This is a genomic window from Enterobacter sp. LM3, from assembly GCF_046622475.1.
Classification (GTDB): domain Bacteria; phylum Pseudomonadota; class Gammaproteobacteria; order Enterobacterales; family Enterobacteriaceae; genus Enterobacter; species Enterobacter cloacae_P.
In genome coordinates this window covers 39,030-54,281 of record NZ_JBJURN010000002.1, presented here as the reverse complement: position 1 = coordinate 54,281, position 15,252 = coordinate 39,030, and the positions used below count along the sequence as shown (strand labels likewise).

Annotated in this window: 17 protein-coding genes and 1 pseudogene; 11 read left to right on the top strand and 7 right to left on the bottom strand. The window is 51.4% G+C overall.

The window, feature by feature from the left end; translation table 11 throughout:
* The first annotated feature begins 51 nt into the window (after window positions 1–51).
* The gene (gene htpX, locus ACJ9N4_RS02365; protein WP_182271788.1) at window positions 52–933 is read left to right on the top strand and encodes a protease HtpX; all 882 of its coding nucleotides are present in this window, start codon (window positions 52–54) and stop codon (window positions 931–933) included.
* 50 nt (window positions 934–983) lie between these two features.
* On the opposite strand, the gene ACJ9N4_RS02360 is transcribed toward htpX, so the two are convergent.
* On the bottom strand, window positions 984–2,357 hold the full coding sequence (locus ACJ9N4_RS02360) for an MFS transporter (protein WP_182271787.1): 1,374 nt from the start codon (window positions 2,355–2,357) through the stop codon (window positions 984–986).
* Window positions 2,358–2,535: 178 nt separating this feature from the next.
* Here ACJ9N4_RS02360 and kdgR point away from each other — a divergent pair, with 178 nt between their 5' ends.
* Window positions 2,536–3,327: a DNA-binding transcriptional regulator KdgR gene (gene kdgR, locus ACJ9N4_RS02355; protein WP_182271786.1), complete on the top strand. Its 792-nt coding sequence runs from the start codon at window positions 2,536–2,538 to the stop codon at window positions 3,325–3,327.
* A gap of 66 nt (window positions 3,328–3,393) precedes the next feature.
* On the opposite strand, the gene ACJ9N4_RS02350 is transcribed toward kdgR, so the two are convergent.
* On the bottom strand, window positions 3,394–3,633 hold the full coding sequence (locus ACJ9N4_RS02350; protein ID WP_182274530.1) for a YobH family protein: 240 nt from the start codon (window positions 3,631–3,633) through the stop codon (window positions 3,394–3,396).
* Between the two features lie 160 nt (window positions 3,634–3,793).
* Here ACJ9N4_RS02350 and mgrB point away from each other — a divergent pair, with 160 nt between their 5' ends.
* The 7 genes and pseudogenes from mgrB (at window position 3,794) to rlmA (ending at window position 9,030) form a co-directional block, all read left to right on the top strand.
* On the top strand, window positions 3,794–3,937 hold the full coding sequence (gene mgrB / locus ACJ9N4_RS02345) for a PhoP/PhoQ regulator MgrB (RefSeq protein WP_182271785.1): 144 nt from the start codon (window positions 3,794–3,796) through the stop codon (window positions 3,935–3,937).
* A gap of 74 nt (window positions 3,938–4,011) precedes the next feature.
* The gene (locus tag ACJ9N4_RS02340; protein ID WP_182271784.1) at window positions 4,012–4,302 is read left to right on the top strand and encodes a YebO family protein; all 291 of its coding nucleotides are present in this window, start codon (window positions 4,012–4,014) and stop codon (window positions 4,300–4,302) included.
* A 23-nt stretch (window positions 4,303–4,325) separates the two neighbouring features.
* Window positions 4,326–5,315, top strand: a complete 990-nt coding sequence (locus ACJ9N4_RS02335) for an MBL fold metallo-hydrolase (protein WP_395121614.1) — start codon at window positions 4,326–4,328, stop codon at window positions 5,313–5,315.
* Between the two features lie 526 nt (window positions 5,316–5,841).
* Window positions 5,842–5,986: pseudogene (locus ACJ9N4_RS02330) on the top strand (DUF2627 domain-containing protein).
* 12 nt (window positions 5,987–5,998) lie between these two features.
* On the top strand, window positions 5,999–6,208 hold the full coding sequence (cspE, locus tag ACJ9N4_RS02325) for a transcription antiterminator/RNA stability regulator CspE (RefSeq protein WP_001062678.1): 210 nt from the start codon (window positions 5,999–6,001) through the stop codon (window positions 6,206–6,208).
* A 219-nt stretch (window positions 6,209–6,427) separates the two neighbouring features.
* Window positions 6,428–8,146, top strand: coding sequence for a peptidoglycan glycosyltransferase FtsI (ftsI, locus tag ACJ9N4_RS02320; protein WP_182271782.1), 1,719 nt, complete (start codon window positions 6,428–6,430; stop codon window positions 8,144–8,146).
* A 68-nt stretch (window positions 8,147–8,214) separates the two neighbouring features.
* Window positions 8,215–9,030, top strand: a complete 816-nt coding sequence (gene rlmA, locus ACJ9N4_RS02315; RefSeq protein WP_182271781.1) for a 23S rRNA (guanine(745)-N(1))-methyltransferase — start codon at window positions 8,215–8,217, stop codon at window positions 9,028–9,030.
* Here rlmA and mntP read toward each other — a convergent pair.
* The 5 genes from mntP to manX all read right to left on the bottom strand — a co-directional run bounded on the left by mntP (window position 9,027) and on the right by manX (window position 13,228).
* A complete protein-coding gene (mntP, locus tag ACJ9N4_RS02310) occupies window positions 9,027–9,593 on the bottom strand; it encodes a manganese efflux pump MntP (RefSeq protein WP_182271780.1) in 567 nt (188 codons plus the stop codon). The two genes, rlmA and mntP, sit on opposite strands and share 4 nt — an antisense overlap.
* Before the next feature lie 398 nt (window positions 9,594–9,991).
* Window positions 9,992–10,450, bottom strand: coding sequence for a DUF986 family protein (locus ACJ9N4_RS02305; RefSeq protein WP_182271779.1), 459 nt, complete (start codon window positions 10,448–10,450; stop codon window positions 9,992–9,994).
* 103 nt (window positions 10,451–10,553) lie between these two features.
* Window positions 10,554–11,405: a PTS mannose transporter subunit IID gene (locus ACJ9N4_RS02300; RefSeq protein ID WP_182271778.1), complete on the bottom strand. Its 852-nt coding sequence runs from the start codon at window positions 11,403–11,405 to the stop codon at window positions 10,554–10,556.
* Window positions 11,406–11,417: 12 nt separating this feature from the next.
* Complete coding sequence (locus ACJ9N4_RS02295) at window positions 11,418–12,218, bottom strand: PTS mannose/fructose/sorbose transporter subunit IIC (RefSeq protein ID WP_182271777.1); 801 nt, start codon at window positions 12,216–12,218, stop codon at window positions 11,418–11,420.
* 47 nt (window positions 12,219–12,265) lie between these two features.
* Window positions 12,266–13,228 (bottom strand): PTS mannose transporter subunit IIAB, encoded by a 963-nt coding sequence (gene manX, locus ACJ9N4_RS02290; protein ID WP_182271776.1) that lies wholly within the window; start codon window positions 13,226–13,228, stop codon window positions 12,266–12,268.
* A 267-nt stretch (window positions 13,229–13,495) separates the two neighbouring features.
* On the opposite strand from manX, the gene ACJ9N4_RS02285 reads away from it, so the two are divergent.
* On the top strand, window positions 13,496–13,705 hold the full coding sequence (locus ACJ9N4_RS02285) for a protein YoaL (protein ID WP_395121671.1): 210 nt from the start codon (window positions 13,496–13,498) through the stop codon (window positions 13,703–13,705).
* Window positions 13,693–15,252, top strand: a complete 1,560-nt coding sequence (gene yoaE, locus ACJ9N4_RS02280) for a CNNM family cation transport protein YoaE (protein WP_182271775.1) — start codon at window positions 13,693–13,695, stop codon at window positions 15,250–15,252. Before ACJ9N4_RS02285 ends, yoaE begins: the two co-directional genes overlap by 13 nt.

The window sequence follows — 15,252 nt, the reverse complement described above, 5'->3', positions numbered from 1 at the left end:
ATGTGGGTAATCGCATAGTGCGTTTTGTTAAACTGAGGTTAAAAGAAAATTATGATGCGAATCGCGCTCTTCCTGCTCACCAACCTGGCGGTTATGGTGGTTTTCGGGCTGGTGCTAAGCCTGACAGGAATTCGGTCGAGCAGCGTTCAGGGTCTGTTGATTATGGCGCTGCTGTTTGGTTTCGGGGGCTCTTTCGTTTCGCTTCTCATGTCGAAATGGATGGCACTGAAATCGGTAGGTGGTGAGGTTATTGAACAGCCGCGCAACGATATGGAGCAGTGGCTGATGAATACGGTTGCACAGCAATCCCAGCAGGCCGGGATCGCTATGCCGCAAGTGGCGATTTATCATGCACCGGATATCAACGCCTTTGCCACGGGTGCCCGTCGCGATGCGTCACTGGTTGCTGTCAGCACCGGTCTGTTGCAGAACATGAGCCGTGATGAAGCTGAAGCGGTCATCGCTCACGAAATCAGCCATATCGCGAACGGTGACATGGTGACCATGACCCTGATTCAGGGCGTAGTGAACACCTTCGTTATCTTCATTTCCCGTATTCTGGCGCAAATTGCCGCTGGATTCATGGGTGGCAACCGCGACGACGGTGAAGAGAGCAACGGCAACCCGCTGATCTATTTCGCTGTTTCGATGGTGCTGGAGCTGGTATTCGGTATTCTGGCAAGCATCATTACCATGTGGTTCTCCCGCCACCGTGAATTCCACGCGGATGCCGGCTCTGCAAAACTGGTAGGGCGTGAGAAGATGATTGCAGCGTTGCAGCGTCTGAAAACCAGTTACGAGCCACAGGAAGCCACCAGCATGATGGCATTCTGCATTAACGGTAAATCGAAATCGCTGAGCGAAATGTTTATGTCTCACCCGCCGCTGGATAAACGCATTGAAGCGCTGCGCAGCGGGGAATACCTGAAGTAACGCTGAAGAGTTGCAATGAACCGGGCAGGAGAACACTCCGCCCGGTTTTTTTATGCCTGTACTCTGGGCTGAGTGATGCGGAGCCCACTGATGATAGCGGCGATGGTGGCAAGGGTTCCTGCGGTAAGGAGTGCAATGTGGTTACCATTTTGTCCGGCAAGATTAAACATCAGGGCGACCAGGGCCGCACCGGTGCTTTGCCCCAGCAGGCGCGCGGTTCCCAGCATACCGCTGGCTCCACCACTGCGATGGCGTGGTGCTGAAGTAATAATGGTGTGGTTATTAGGTGACTGGAACAGGCCAAAACCCGCGCCGCACAGGATCATACGCCAGATAATATCCAGATCGGAGGGTGACGACGGGAGCAGCGCCAGCGCGAAAAGTCCTGTCGCCATCACAATCAACCCCAGTGCGCCAAGCAATCCGGCATGCACGCGCTCAATCAAATACCCCGCCAGCGGAGCCATCACCATTGTCGCCAGCGGCCATGGTGTTAACAGCAGCCCGGTCTCAACTTCTGAACGTCCAACCACGCTTTGCAGGAAGAAGGGCAGGGAGACCAGTGCCAGCATCTGGGCGCAAAACGAGCAGACTGAGGTACAGATAGACAGCGAAAACAACGGAATTCGTAGCAGATCCACCGGTAATAGCGGCACCGGTAAAGCCAACTGGCGTCGTACAAAGAAGAAACCGATCACCAGCAGGGCGACGAGCTCTGCCCCGGTAAGCATGAGTGACTGGCCTTGCGCAAAACCGCCAAGAGCGGTAATAAGCAGGCCAAATGTCAGCGCATTCATTACTGCACCCGGCAGGTCAAAGCGTGTGGTTGTGTTTTTAGAGCCGTTCGCCGGGAGATAGCGCAGCGCAAAGAAGAGTGCCACGATGCCCAGCGGTACGTTAATCGCAAACAGCCATTGCCATGAGGCGACAGAGAGAATTGCGGCCGCAATTGTCGGCCCGGCGGCTGACGATACGGCCACGATGAATGAGTTGATCCCCATACCGCGGCCCAACTGGTGTGACGGATAGATTAAACGAATCAATGCGGTGTTTACACTCATCAACGCTGCGCCGCCAAACCCTTGCGCAATTCGGGCGAGCGTCAGGGTATGCAGTGAATCTGAAAGGGCGCAGAAAAGCGAGGTTAGCGTAAATACAGCCAACCCGCACTGGTAGATCCGGCGATAACCGAACATATCACCCAGAAAAGAGAGTGAGAGCAGGGAAACAACAATCGCCATCTGGTAGGCGTTGACGATCCAGATGGAGCTGGCGGGAGAAGCATGAAGGTCGCTGGCAATGGTTGGCAGGGCAACGTTGGCAATTGCACCGTCAAGGACGGCCATCGAAATACCGATGATAATTGTCGCAATAGCGCCGTATCGCTGGGGCAAAGGCAGACCATCGGAAAGGTTTTTTTCCATTACGAGTGAAAAGCTCAGTGTGAAATTATTCTCATGGTAACTATTTTAGCATTATTAATGCCTCTTTATGCAGCAGATTTGTAACGAAGCAAACGGGGATTGATTGCAGGTAACATGACGGGAATTTATAATAAAAACAGGTTCTGATTTTTATAAAACACTCTCTATGAGGTGATAAATGGCAATCGCAGATTTGGATAAGCAGCCAGATTCTGTTTCTTCCGTGTTGAAGGTGTTCGGCATCTTACAGGCGCTCGGAGAAGAGCGTGAAATAGGTATTACAGAGTTATCACAGCGTGTAATGATGTCGAAAAGCACTGTTTATCGCTTTTTACAAACCATGAAGTCCCTGGGATATGTTGCACAGGAAGGCGAATCTGAAAAGTATTCTCTGACGCTAAAACTGTTCGAATTAGGTGCCCGCGCGCTGCAAAACGTTGATCTGATCCGTAGCGCAGATATTCAGATGCGTGAAATTTCCCGCCTGACGAAAGAGACCATCCACCTGGGGGCGATGGATGAAGACAGCATTGTTTACATCCATAAAATTGACTCCATGTACAGCCTGCGCATGTATTCGCGCATTGGCCGCCGTAACCCACTGTATAGCACTGCAATTGGTAAAGTTCTGCTGGCATGGCGTGACCGTGAAGAGGTGAAACAGATCCTCGAAGGCGTGGAATACAAGCGCAGCACTGAGCGAACCATTACTAATACTGATGAGCTAATGGTCGTGCTCGATAAAGTGCGTGAGCAGGGTTATGGCGAAGATAATGAAGAGCAGGAAGAAGGGCTGCGCTGTATCGGTGTTCCTGTATTCGACCGTTTTGGCGTTGTCATTGCGGGGCTGAGTATCTCCTTCCCGACGCTGCGTTTCTCGGAAGAGCGTCTGCGTGAATATGTTGCTATTCTTCATACCGCTGCGCGCAAAATTTCTGAGCAGATGGGTTACAACGACTATCCGTTTTAACCGTCGTTGAGAATAAAAAACGCCGCATTTTTTGCGGCGTTTTTTATGGTTACGTCTGGCAGAGTGTTACCCGTTATCGACCACGACGGTCATTTTACGGAACACCGGACAATTCGATAACCCGAAAATACCGCTGTCAGAATGCAGATACTGTGCTGTGCTTACACCTTGGGCTGTCAGGTATTTGCACTGGATACCTAACCCAGCCGCGTTTTCGGTGCTGCCCACAAGGACACCGTAACCGGTTAGCAGAAGGCCAGTCCATAGCACGGCCAGCGCAATAAGGGTTCGAATGATTAAACGCATCATTGCCTCTTTTTCTTCGTTGTCATGCTCTTAAGCGTAACCTGTTTACGTAATGAAACAAGTACATGATTCTGAAAAGAGCTTGATGAAGTTACAGTTAGTCCCTGTTTAAGATAAGCGTGATAACCTGGTAACTTCAGGCCTTAAGACGGAGTGTGGAGTGAAAAAAATACGCTGGATAATTCTGATTATTGTGCTGATAGCATGTGTAGTGCTGTGGACGCAGACTATCAATGTGATGTGCGATCAGGATGTACAGTTTTTTAGTGGCGTTTGCGCAATCAATAAGTTTATTCCGTGGTAGCACGCATTTTTTCTAAAGGTGATTTCCTTCCTTCGCGCCAGTGGTAAAATGAACGTTTTTATTGAGGTGGTGAAATGGGTGAGTTACTGAATTCAGGGCTGCTGAATATGGCGTCCCTGGTGATCTCTTTGGTTGTTCTGGTTGCGGGTCTGGTTATTTGGTTTTTCGTGAACCGCGTCAGTTCTCGTACTAACGAGCAGATCGAACTGCTGGAAGCGCTGCTCGATCAGCAAAAGCGTCAGAATGCGCTGCTACGTCGTCTGTGCGAAGCGAATGAACCTGAAGAGAAAGCAGCCCCGCAAGAAGCGGTAGCTGAAGACAAAGAAGGCGAAGACGATTTTATCCGCCTGGTGGCTGAACGTTAATCTGTCTGTCCCGGGAGGTGGTTATGGTCTGGAAAAATCCCTGGTATGACCCCTCCCTGAAGCATCACACACCAGATGGTTTTCGTAATACCTATCCGGTAGGGCACCAGGCTGGTGACGTTGACCGCTGGCGTAAGGCGCGCAAAGTTGCGGGCTTGCCTAAGCCTCCTGCGCTCGGTTATGACGCATTCATTCGTCAGTGGTGGCAGCCTGCCGAACTGAATCAACCGCAAGGCGACGGGGTATGGTGGCTGGGGCACGCGAGTTTGCTGCTGCAGATGGATGGCAATACCCTCCTCACCGATCCGGTTTTTTCACAGCGCGCTTCACCGCTTCCGTTTTTAGGGCCACAGCGCAAAACACCTCCCGCTATTTCTGTTGAACACCTTTCGCAACTTGATGCGGTGGTGATCTCTCATAACCATTACGATCATCTCGATAACGCGACGATTCGCCGTATCCTGAAACGCTTTCCTGACGTGAGCCTGTTTGTCCCTTTAGGTCTGGCGGACTGGTTTCGTCGTCGGGGAGCCCGACGCATTGTTGAACTCGACTGGTGGCAGAGCATCACCTGGCAGGGGATAACCCTGACCGCCGTGCCCGCACAGCACTGGAGTATGCGGACGCCGTGGAACCGAAACCGTTCCCTGTGGTGCGGTTGGGTCTTTGAAGGGCGACAGCACCGCTTCTGGTTTAGCGGTGACACAGGTTATTCGCCTGAGCTGTTATTGATACCGGAACGGCTTGGCAAAATTGACGCAGCAGCGTTGCCGATAGGCGCGTATGCTCCAGAATGGTTCATGGCTGTGCATCACATGGATCCACAGTCTGCTGTTGCGTTGTGGCAACAACTTGACTGCCCTCTGGCATTTCCCATTCACTGGGGCGTGTTTGAACTGGCAGACGAGTCCCTCGATGAACCGGTTCAGGAGTTGACCCGGGCGCTTGTTAATTTAGCACCAGTTAATAATTCATTCATGATACTGAAAATTGGTGAATATTTATCCTTGTAAACACCTCGCTGTTTTGTTGCATATATTCTGCATTTGAACCCATTGGTGAATATTTTATTTTTATCGAAACGTTTTGCTTGCCTTCTTTTGAGGCAGGGTCATAAAAATTTCATTATTTTGGTGCATAACCCTGCTTATTAATTGGTGGTTTTTAATACAGTTAAACGGTATCTATTAGCATCTTTTTTTCATTGTAACATTGCAGGTGCGTTGTAATGTTTCAGCATAACTTTTCACAAATTGTTCTAACTCAATGCTTGTAGCAAGGATTCTTCTCTTCGGCTCTGGACGCACTGAAGTGATTGAGCTATGGTAAAAAAGTCTCAGATTACAGCGGTTATGAACGTAACGCGAAGTCTGTGTAGAGGCGTCACACTGTCCATGAGCATTGCGCATAATTGTGCAGGTACTTGCAGGGCAGTGTTTGAATTTGTGCGGCAGATCGAGACACGTTTAAAAATGGCTTGCCATATTAAACGTTGTGTGTGATAACACGTTTTGGGTCAAACGAGGTACAGTTCTGTTTATGTGTGGCATTTTCAGTAAAGAAGTCCTGAGTAAAAACGTTGTCGTTGAATACCGCTTCTCTGCCGAACCTTATATTAGTGCCTCAAGCAGTAATGTCTCAGTTTTATCTCAGTCAATGCCTGCGGGCTAAGAAAACACTCTAAGGAATTTTGCAAATGGCAAAGATTAAAGGTCAAGTTAAGTGGTTCAACGAGTCTAAAGGTTTTGGTTTCATTACTCCTGCTGACGGCAGCAAAGACGTGTTCGTACACTTCTCTGCAATCCAGGGTAACGGCTTCAAAACTCTGGCTGAAGGCCAGAACGTTGAGTTCGAAATTCAGGACGGCCAGAAAGGCCCAGCTGCAGTTAACGTAACTGCTATCTGATCGAACCACTGCTGACGGAAGTGCTTTTGCACTTCATTTTCAGATATAAAGCCTCGCATCCTGCGGGGCTTTTTTATAACGTTATTTTTCAAAATATTACGAACGCCTCTCTTGTTAGCAACTTGTTGCAAAGCTGCGAGATTAGTAGCACTGTTTTCCCTCCTTTATATCCGCTTTTCCCGTTAAATCAGGGCGTTGTTTAACAGTCCTGGGGTTCAGGTGAAAAAGAAAACGATACCGACCACCGGAAATTTTACCCCGGTGCGTTTTGCTCTGCTGTGTTTTGCCATTTTTTGTAGTCTGGCGTTTTTGCTGGGACGTGTTGCCTGGCTACAAATTGTTAAACCAGACAATCTGGTTAAGCAGGAAGACATGCGTTCGCTGCGTGAAGTCGAGATCGACGCCCCGCGTGGGATGATTGTCGATCGCGAGGGGCGACCACTGGCGGTGAGTGTGCCGGTCAGGGCCGTATGGGCTGACCCAAAAACGGTGCTGGCAAAAGGCGGTGTAGGTTTTGATGATCGCTGGCAGGCTCTGGCGAATGCGTTGCATCTCTCTCTTGGCACGCTTTCATCGCGGATTAACAACAACCCGCAGGGGCGATTTATCTACCTCGCGCGCCAGGTCGATCCTTCTCAGGCACAGTGGATAGATAAGCTGAATTTACCGGGTATTAATTTACGCGATGAGTCCCGTCGTTTTTATCCGGCCGGACACATTGCGGCGAACCTTATTGGTTTCACCAATATTGATGGGCAGGGTATTGAAGGTGTAGAGAAAAGTTTTAACACTCAACTTATGGGTAAGGCGGGGGTGAGACAGGTAAGGGAAGACCGTTACGGACGGGTGGTTGAGAACCTGACCGAAATTTCACCCGTCCCTGCACATACTATCCAGCTGAGTATTGATGAACGCCTGCAAACCATCACTGAAGATGCACTCGATAATGCAGTGGCATGGAATAAAGCTGAGTCGGGCGCATCGGTTTTAATTAATATCCAGACGGGTGAAATTCTCGCGATGGCGAGCTACCCGGATTTTAACCCGAATAATCGTGAAGGGGCGACGTTAAACGATTTTCGCAATCGTGCGATTAGCGATACCTTCGAACCTGGCTCGACCGTCAAGCCGCTCGTGCTCATGACCGCATTACAGCAGGGGCTGGTGCAGCCGGACAGCGTAATCGACACTCATCCGTATACGCTTGATGGTCACCGTATCCGCGACGTCGGCTACTATCCCGAACTGACAATGACCGGGATCCTGCAAAAATCGAGCGATACCGGCGTATCTCGCCTCTCTCTCGCCATGCCAATTCAGCATCTGCTTGATACCTACAGAAATTTTGGATTTGGCACCAATACCGGACTGGGTCTGACGGGAGAAAGCTCAGGGCTATTACCACAGCGCAAGTTCTGGAGCCAGCTTGACAGGGCTACCTTCGCTTTTGGCTACGGCTTAATGGTGACACCGCTTCAGCTGGCGCATGTCTACGCGACCATCGGCAGCTATGGCCTTGAGCGTCCCCTCTCGATCACCCGCATCGATCCACCGGTTATCGGGCACAGAGTGATGCCGGAAGAGATTGCTCATGAAGTGGAACACATGATGGAGAGCGTTGCGCTACCTGGCGGCGGCGGCATAAAGGCGGCTGTTCGCGACTATCGTGTCGCGGTTAAAACCGGTACGGCGAAAAAAATTGGTGATGACGGCAAGTATGTTGATAAGTATGTCGCCTATACTGCCGGCGTTGCGCCAGCCAGCGATCCACATTTTGCACTGGTGGTGGTGATCAACGATCCGAAAAACGGGGATTACTACGGTGGTGCCGTTTCCGCACCCGTTTTCAGCGAGATTATGGGTAACGTTCTGCGTCTGGAAAATGTTAAACCTGACGGCTTAGCGGCGGACTCAGATCACCTTATCGTTATGCGTTAACCCAGGCGTTTATAACCGGGGCGAATAGCGGTACACTTTCGCCCTTTGATGAATGCCCCGGAGTCACCATGTCTTTCAGCTGTCCCCTTTGCCACGCGCGGTTGACGCGCTCTGAGAAAAGTTTTACCTGTCCACAGGGGCACCAGTTTGATATGGCGAAAGAAGGGTACGTGAATCTTCTGCCCGTGCAACATAAACGCTCCCGCGACCCGGGAGACAGCGCTGACATGATGCAGGCGCGTCGCGCGTTTCTGGATGCCGGGCACTATCAGCCGCTCAGGGATACCGTTGCGCAGATGCTGGGTGATAACCTGGCTGACAATGCCTGTGCTGTGCTGGATATCGGCTGTGGCGAAGGTTACTACACGGCAACGTTTGCAGAGGTTGCGGGTGAAAAGGGAGCCGAAACATACGGTCTGGATGTGTCGAAAGTGGCTATTCGCGCAGCGGCAAAGCGCTATTCTGCGGTGACGTTCTGTGTGGCATCCAGCCACCGGTTGCCGTTTGACGATACCAGCATGGATGCGGTTGTGCGTATCTATGCACCCTGTAAGGCAGAGGAGCTGGCACGCGTCGTGAAACCCGGTGGATGGGTTATCACCGTCACGCCTGGCCCACGTCATCTGATGGAACTGAAAGGGTTGATCTACGATGAAGTGCGCCTGCATGCGCCTCACTCAGAGCAACTGGCGGGCTTTACGCTGAAACAGGAACAGTCTGTGGCGTATGAAATGAACCTGAAAGGGGATGAGGCCGTGGCGTTGTTGCAAATGACGCCGTTTGCGTGGCGGGCCAAACCCGAGGTGTGGGAAACGTTGGCACAACAGACAGAGTTTCGCTGCCAGACGGATTTCAGTATCCATTGCTGGCAGCGCGAAGTTTAACCTGCGAAGTGTGCCCAGAGAATTTGGGCACCAATACCAATCAACACAATACCGCCCAGGATCTCGGCTCGCTTACCCAGCAGCGGGCCGATAAACCGACCCACCATTATTCCCAACGTCGACATGATCAGCGTCGCGCAGCCAATGGCCAACGCGGTGGCGATGATATTCACCTGCAGGAACGCCAGACCGACACCCACGGCCATTGCGTCAAGGCTGGTGGCAATCGCCGTGGTCACCAGTAGCCAGAAACCGTGGCGGTGCAGTGGCTCCTCATCGTCATCACTGTTACCGCGCAAACCTTCGATGATCATTCGACCGCCGAGGAATACCAGCAGCACAAAGGCGATCCAGTGGTTCCACTCCAGCACAAACTGACTGGCCAGCATGCCAAGCCCCCAACCGATAAGCGGCGTCAGCGTTTCAATGGCACCAAAGATCAGGCCAGTACGCAGGGCTTCAGAAAATTTAGGTTTGTGGAGTGTGGCACCTTTACCGATGGAAGCAGCAAATGCATCCATAGACATGCCGAAGGCAAGAAGAACAGTTGCAGAGATATTCATAAAAGCGTCCAGACCGGGAGATATCCATATGACACATCACTGCCCCCAGTAAACAGCAGTTGATGTATCTATGGTCTCGCCTGACCGCTTTGCACATAAATGCACTGAAAGCGATCCGTACGCGCCACGTTTTTCAACGAGTATGTTGACACGTACATTTCCTGCGGACAGGAAATCAGCTACTCCCCAACGACGGGCGCAACCTTAACATATTTTGAGAATATAAAACAACAACCGGAGGGTATTATTCCGCTCTCTTATTGATAACGGTTTTCATTTAGATTTAAGCGTGAGAATATCGTTAACAAATATGAGTTTTAAAATGACAAAATATAGCTTTGGCTATATTTTTTTTGCGTGGAATAAACACAATATATAGCCAGTGCTATGAATTCAACTCATTGAGTTTTAACGAGTAATTTGTATATTTTTTCCAGGTCGTCAATGTTTTTGACCCGGATAAGCAGGCGGCGTTGTTCTAATTGCATTACCAGCACACCATCTTCCGATAAATTCATCTCGCTGATGCGGTTATATTCTACCCATACATTGGCGAAGAAAAAGCCACGGCTTTTAAAAATGACTTTGGGTGTGCGGATCCAGAACAGATAAATCGCCATTAATGCCAGCGCACATAATAACCATGTGGTTAATATTGCACCGTGGCTGGTGACATTATTGTAAATCAGAATGACTATCAGACCCGCGAAGATAAACGCATCAACGCGTCCGCGGCGTAAAAGGGGCAGGGAGAGCAGCGTTTCGCCGTGGCGGTGGGGCATGATGAACTCGTCATAGATAGCGTAAGCCAGAAGGGCAACAATAAACAAAACCAGTACGATGTCCGTGACAGTCATTCATCCTCCAGATAAAAAGACCGGGGGCAAGCCCCCGGTGTATAGCCCGTCATACTTCAGGTTGCATGTGCGTTGGCTGCAACTCGAATTATTTAGGGTTGTCTTACAGACCCAGCAGGCCGACAGCGTAGCCTACGATACCGATGATGAAGAAGCCAACGATGATCCACAGTGGGTTAACTTTCTTACGCAGTAACCACATGCAGGCGAAGGTCAGCAGCAGCGGCACCAGACCCGGCATCAACTGATCCAGGATGGTCTGCACGGTGGTCACGCGGGTTTGTCCATCCTGACCGGTAATGGTCGACACCACCAGCGGGATGTTCACGTGCGTCCATTTGTTAACCAGTGCCCCCATGACAAACAGGCCGAGGATTGACGCCCCCTCAGTCAGTTTTTGCAGGAAGCCACCGCCCATGTCCTTAACGATGTCCACACCTTTACGGTAGCCATAAGCTACGCCGTAGTAACGGGTCAGCAGACGAACTGCGTTGAACAGGATGAAGAACAGCAGAGGGCCGAGCAGGCTGCCGCTCATCGCGATACCGGCACCCAGTGCCGCAAATACCGGACGAACCGTACCCCAGAAGATAGGGTCACCGACGCCTGCCAGCGGCCCCATCAGACCAACTTTGATACCGTTTATCGCACCATCGTCAATCTCTGCGCCGTTTGCACGCTGCTCTTCCATTGCCAGCGTTACGCCTAAAACCGGGGCTGCAACGTAAGGGTGGGTGTTGAAGAATTCCAGGTGACGCTTAATCGCCTGACGACGTGCTTCGTTGTTCTCTGGATACAGGCGTTTGATGGCCGGTACCATAGAGAAACAGAAGCCCAGTGCCTGCATACGTTCGAAGTTCCATGAACCCTGAAACAGGTTAGAACGGATGAACACGCCACGAATATCACCCGGAGTGAGTTTTTTCTCAGTGGTATTTTTTGTCATATCAACCATTTCGCTCACCTGCTAGTCCAGTTCGTTATCGAGGGAGTTATTACCAGCAGCCTGCGCTGGGGCACCCGCAACGCGGTTATATTTCGGGCTGAGCTGGATGTAGAGAATCGCCATAACCGCACCAATCACACCCAGAGCAACCAGGTTGAAGTTGGTGAACGCAGCGGTAACGAAGCCAAGGTAGAAGAATGGCATCAGGTAGCCTGCACGCATCATGTTGATGACCATTGCGTAACCAACTACCACAATCATGCCGCCCGCAATGTTCAGACCGCCGGTGACGACTTCTGGAATGGCGTTCAGCATGCTCTGTACTTCACTGGTGCCGACAGAGATGGCAACGATAACCGCCGGAATGGCGATACGCATCGCCTGCAGGAACAGGGACGAGACGTGGATCCAGGAAAGTGCCGTGAGGTTGCCATTTTCGGCCGCCTTATCTGCCGCGTGCTGGAAGGCAACGGTGATAGTACGAACGATGATGGTCAATACCTGGCCTGCAGCAGCCAGTGGGATTGCCAGCGCAATACCCGCACCGATACTTTGGTGACCGGCAATAACCAGAACGGTTGAAATAATGGATGCCAGAGCAGCATCTGGCGCAACTGCCGCACCGATGTTCATCCAGCCGAGGGCGATCATTTCCAGGGTACCACCGATGATGATACCGGTTTTCATATCACCGAGTACGGCACCAATCAACGTACAGGCCACCAGCGGACGGTGGAACTGAAATTCATCAAGTACGGATTCCATACCCGCAATACATGCGACGACGAACACCAGCACAATCTGAAGAGTGGTAATCTCCATTGTACTTCTCCTATTGCATAATCTTTATGTGAAAAACCGGCGCGGGCTTATTTCCCCACTTTGCCGATCAAATCCATCATTTTCAGTTTCTGATCTGTGGAAACCTTACGGGCTTCCAGCTCAATACCGCGTGCATTCAGCTTGTTGAATGCTTCGATATCTTTTTCATCGACTGAAATCGCGTTGTTGACCTGCGTTTTGCCCTGACGGAAAGCCATACCACCAATGTTAACGGAGGTGATTTTCACGCCGCCTTCAACAATGCGCTCGACGTCTGTCGGGTTTGTGAACAGAAGCATCACGCGCTCACCCGCATATTTCGGGTTGTTATAAACGCGGATCATTTTAGCGACATCCACAACGTGCGCGGTCACGCCCGGTGGTGCAACCTGGGTCAGAAGGGTTTTACGTACGGTGTCGGCGGCCACTTCGTCGCTGACGACGATAATGCGGCGAACGTTGGTTTCTTTGGTCCAGCGCGTAGCGACCTGGCCGTGGATCAGACGGTCATCGATACGTGCAAGGCCAATGACCATATAATCGTTCGGGCCCATTGGTTTTGCAGGTTCTGCGGCCTTTGGTGCCACGGCAGCAGGTGCAGGTTTTTCAACCGGTTGTGCTTTCAGCGCTTTCACGCCTTCGCGACCCGTCTCGACAGCCAGTGCGACCAGCTCATCGAAGCTCGGGTTATCGTCACGCGCCATGAAGGTTTCCACCAGCATAGGAATGTTCACCCCGGCGACGACTTCGTAATGCTCTTTATCGACGACAATGCGGCTGGCAGCGTTAAACGGACTGCCGCCCCATGTATCAACGAGAAACAGCACGCCTTTGCTGGTATCCAGCTTCTCAAGTTGAGCGGTGTACTTCACAATCAACGTTTCGGCATTTTCACCCGGAACGAAATCGATCCAGCCGACGTTTTCCTGCTCGCCCAACAGCATCTCTGCCGTCTTGATTAACTGCTCTGCAGCCCAACCATGTGTGCCTATGACAATAGCAATGGTCACTTGCTACCTCCTTTTATTATCATTAATACGTCTGCCAGGCAGTCGTACTGAGAATCGCATCTGGCGAACCGAATCGATTCAGATAAGGGTTATCGTTAAATAAACTAAGACTTCCGCGAATTATTTTAGACAGTGAAAGAATAATTTATGTGATGAAGATCCGTAATTTAGCTTTCGAAACACAGAAAATACGCGACGAAAATTTAGTCTTTTGACGCGTTCTTGCAAAAAAAAGTAAATCTTTGCCAAAAGATTATTGTCTCTGATATGTTTAGCCTCCGTTTATCTATTCAGGAGTATAGGGCAGCAGCCCACTATATGGACCGTCACCGACGTCAGTCATCTTTCAGGCCGTTCTGCGCCTCTTTCACCGGCGATCCTCGCCACGTTTCAACGCTGTCTACCATTGATTTGCCCATGCCGATTGGTGCACCGTTTTGTCATTCCTTTAGCAGGAGCTTGTCATGGAATTCTTAATGGACCCGTCAATCTGGGTAGGATTGCTCACGCTGGTGGTGCTGGAGATTGTTCTCGGCATCGATAACCTGGTGTTCATTGCCATCCTTGCGGATAAACTTCCGCCAAAACAACGTGATAAAGCGCGTCTGATCGGTCTCTCGCTGGCACTGTTCATGCGACTGGCACTGTTGTCCGTCATCTCGTGGATGGTGACGCTGACGAAACCGCTTTTTTCCGTCATGGATTTCACCTTCTCTGGCCGCGATTTGATCATGCTGCTGGGGGGGATATTCCTGCTGTTCAAGGCCACAACCGAACTGCACGAACGGCTGGAAAACAGACAGCACGATGATGGTCACGGTAAGGGGTATGCCAGCTTCTGGGTGGTTGTATTGCAGATCGTGGTGCTTGATGCCGTCTTCTCGCTGGATGCGGTGATCACGGCGGTGGGTATGGTGAACCACCTGCCAGTGATGATGGCAGCCGTAGTGATTGCGATGGCGATGATGTTGCTGGCCTCGAAGCCGCTGACGCGTTTCGTGAACCAACATCCAACGGTCGTGGTGCTGTGTCTGAGCTTCCTGCTGATGATTGGTCTGAGCCTGGTCGCGGAAGGTTTTGGCTTCCATATTCCGAAAGGTTACCTGTATGCCGCGATTGGCTTCTCGATCCTTATCGAGCTGTTTAACCAGATTGCGCGCCGTAACTTCATTAAGCAGCAATCGAATCAGCCGCTGCGTGCCCGTACGGCGGATGCCATTCTGCGCCTGATGGGGGGCCGTCGTCAGGTGACCGTACAGTCCGATAACGAAAGCCGTAACCCGGTTCCGGTCCCTGAAGGGGCGTTCGTTGAAGAAGAACGCTACATGATCAACGGCGTGCTCTCACTGGCCTCCCGTTCGCTGCGCGGTATCATGACCCCGCGCGGTGAAATCAGCTGGGTAGATGCCAACCTGAGCGTCAGTGAAATCCGTCAGCAACTGCTCTCTTCACCGCACAGTCTGTTCCCGGTGTGTCGTGGTGAGCTGGATGAGATAATCGGCGTGGTGCGTGCGAAAGAGCTGCTGGTGGCGCTGGAAGAGGGCGTCAACGTGGAAGCCATCGCGGCCGCATCACCTGCAATTGTGGTGCCGGAAACGCTGGATCCGATCAATCTGCTGGGCGTACTGCGCCGCGCTCGCGGGAGCTTCGTCATCGTCACCAACGAGTTTGGTGTGGTGCAGGGGCTGGTCACGCCGCTGGACGTGCTTGAAGCGATTGCCGGTGAATTCCCGGATGCAGACGAAACGCCAGAAATTGTGGCCGACGGCGAAGGCTGGCTGGTGAAGGGAACGACCGACCTGCACGCGCTCTCGCATACGCTGGGGCTGGAAAACGTCATCAATGATGATGAAGACATTGCCACCGTTGCAGGGCTGGTGATTTCCGTTAACGGGCAAATCCCGCGTACCGGTGACGTGATCGAACTGCCACCTTTGCACATTACCATTGTTGAAGCGAACGATTATCGCGTTGATATGGTGCGTATTGTTAAAGAGCAATCGGCACACGACGAAGACGAGTAA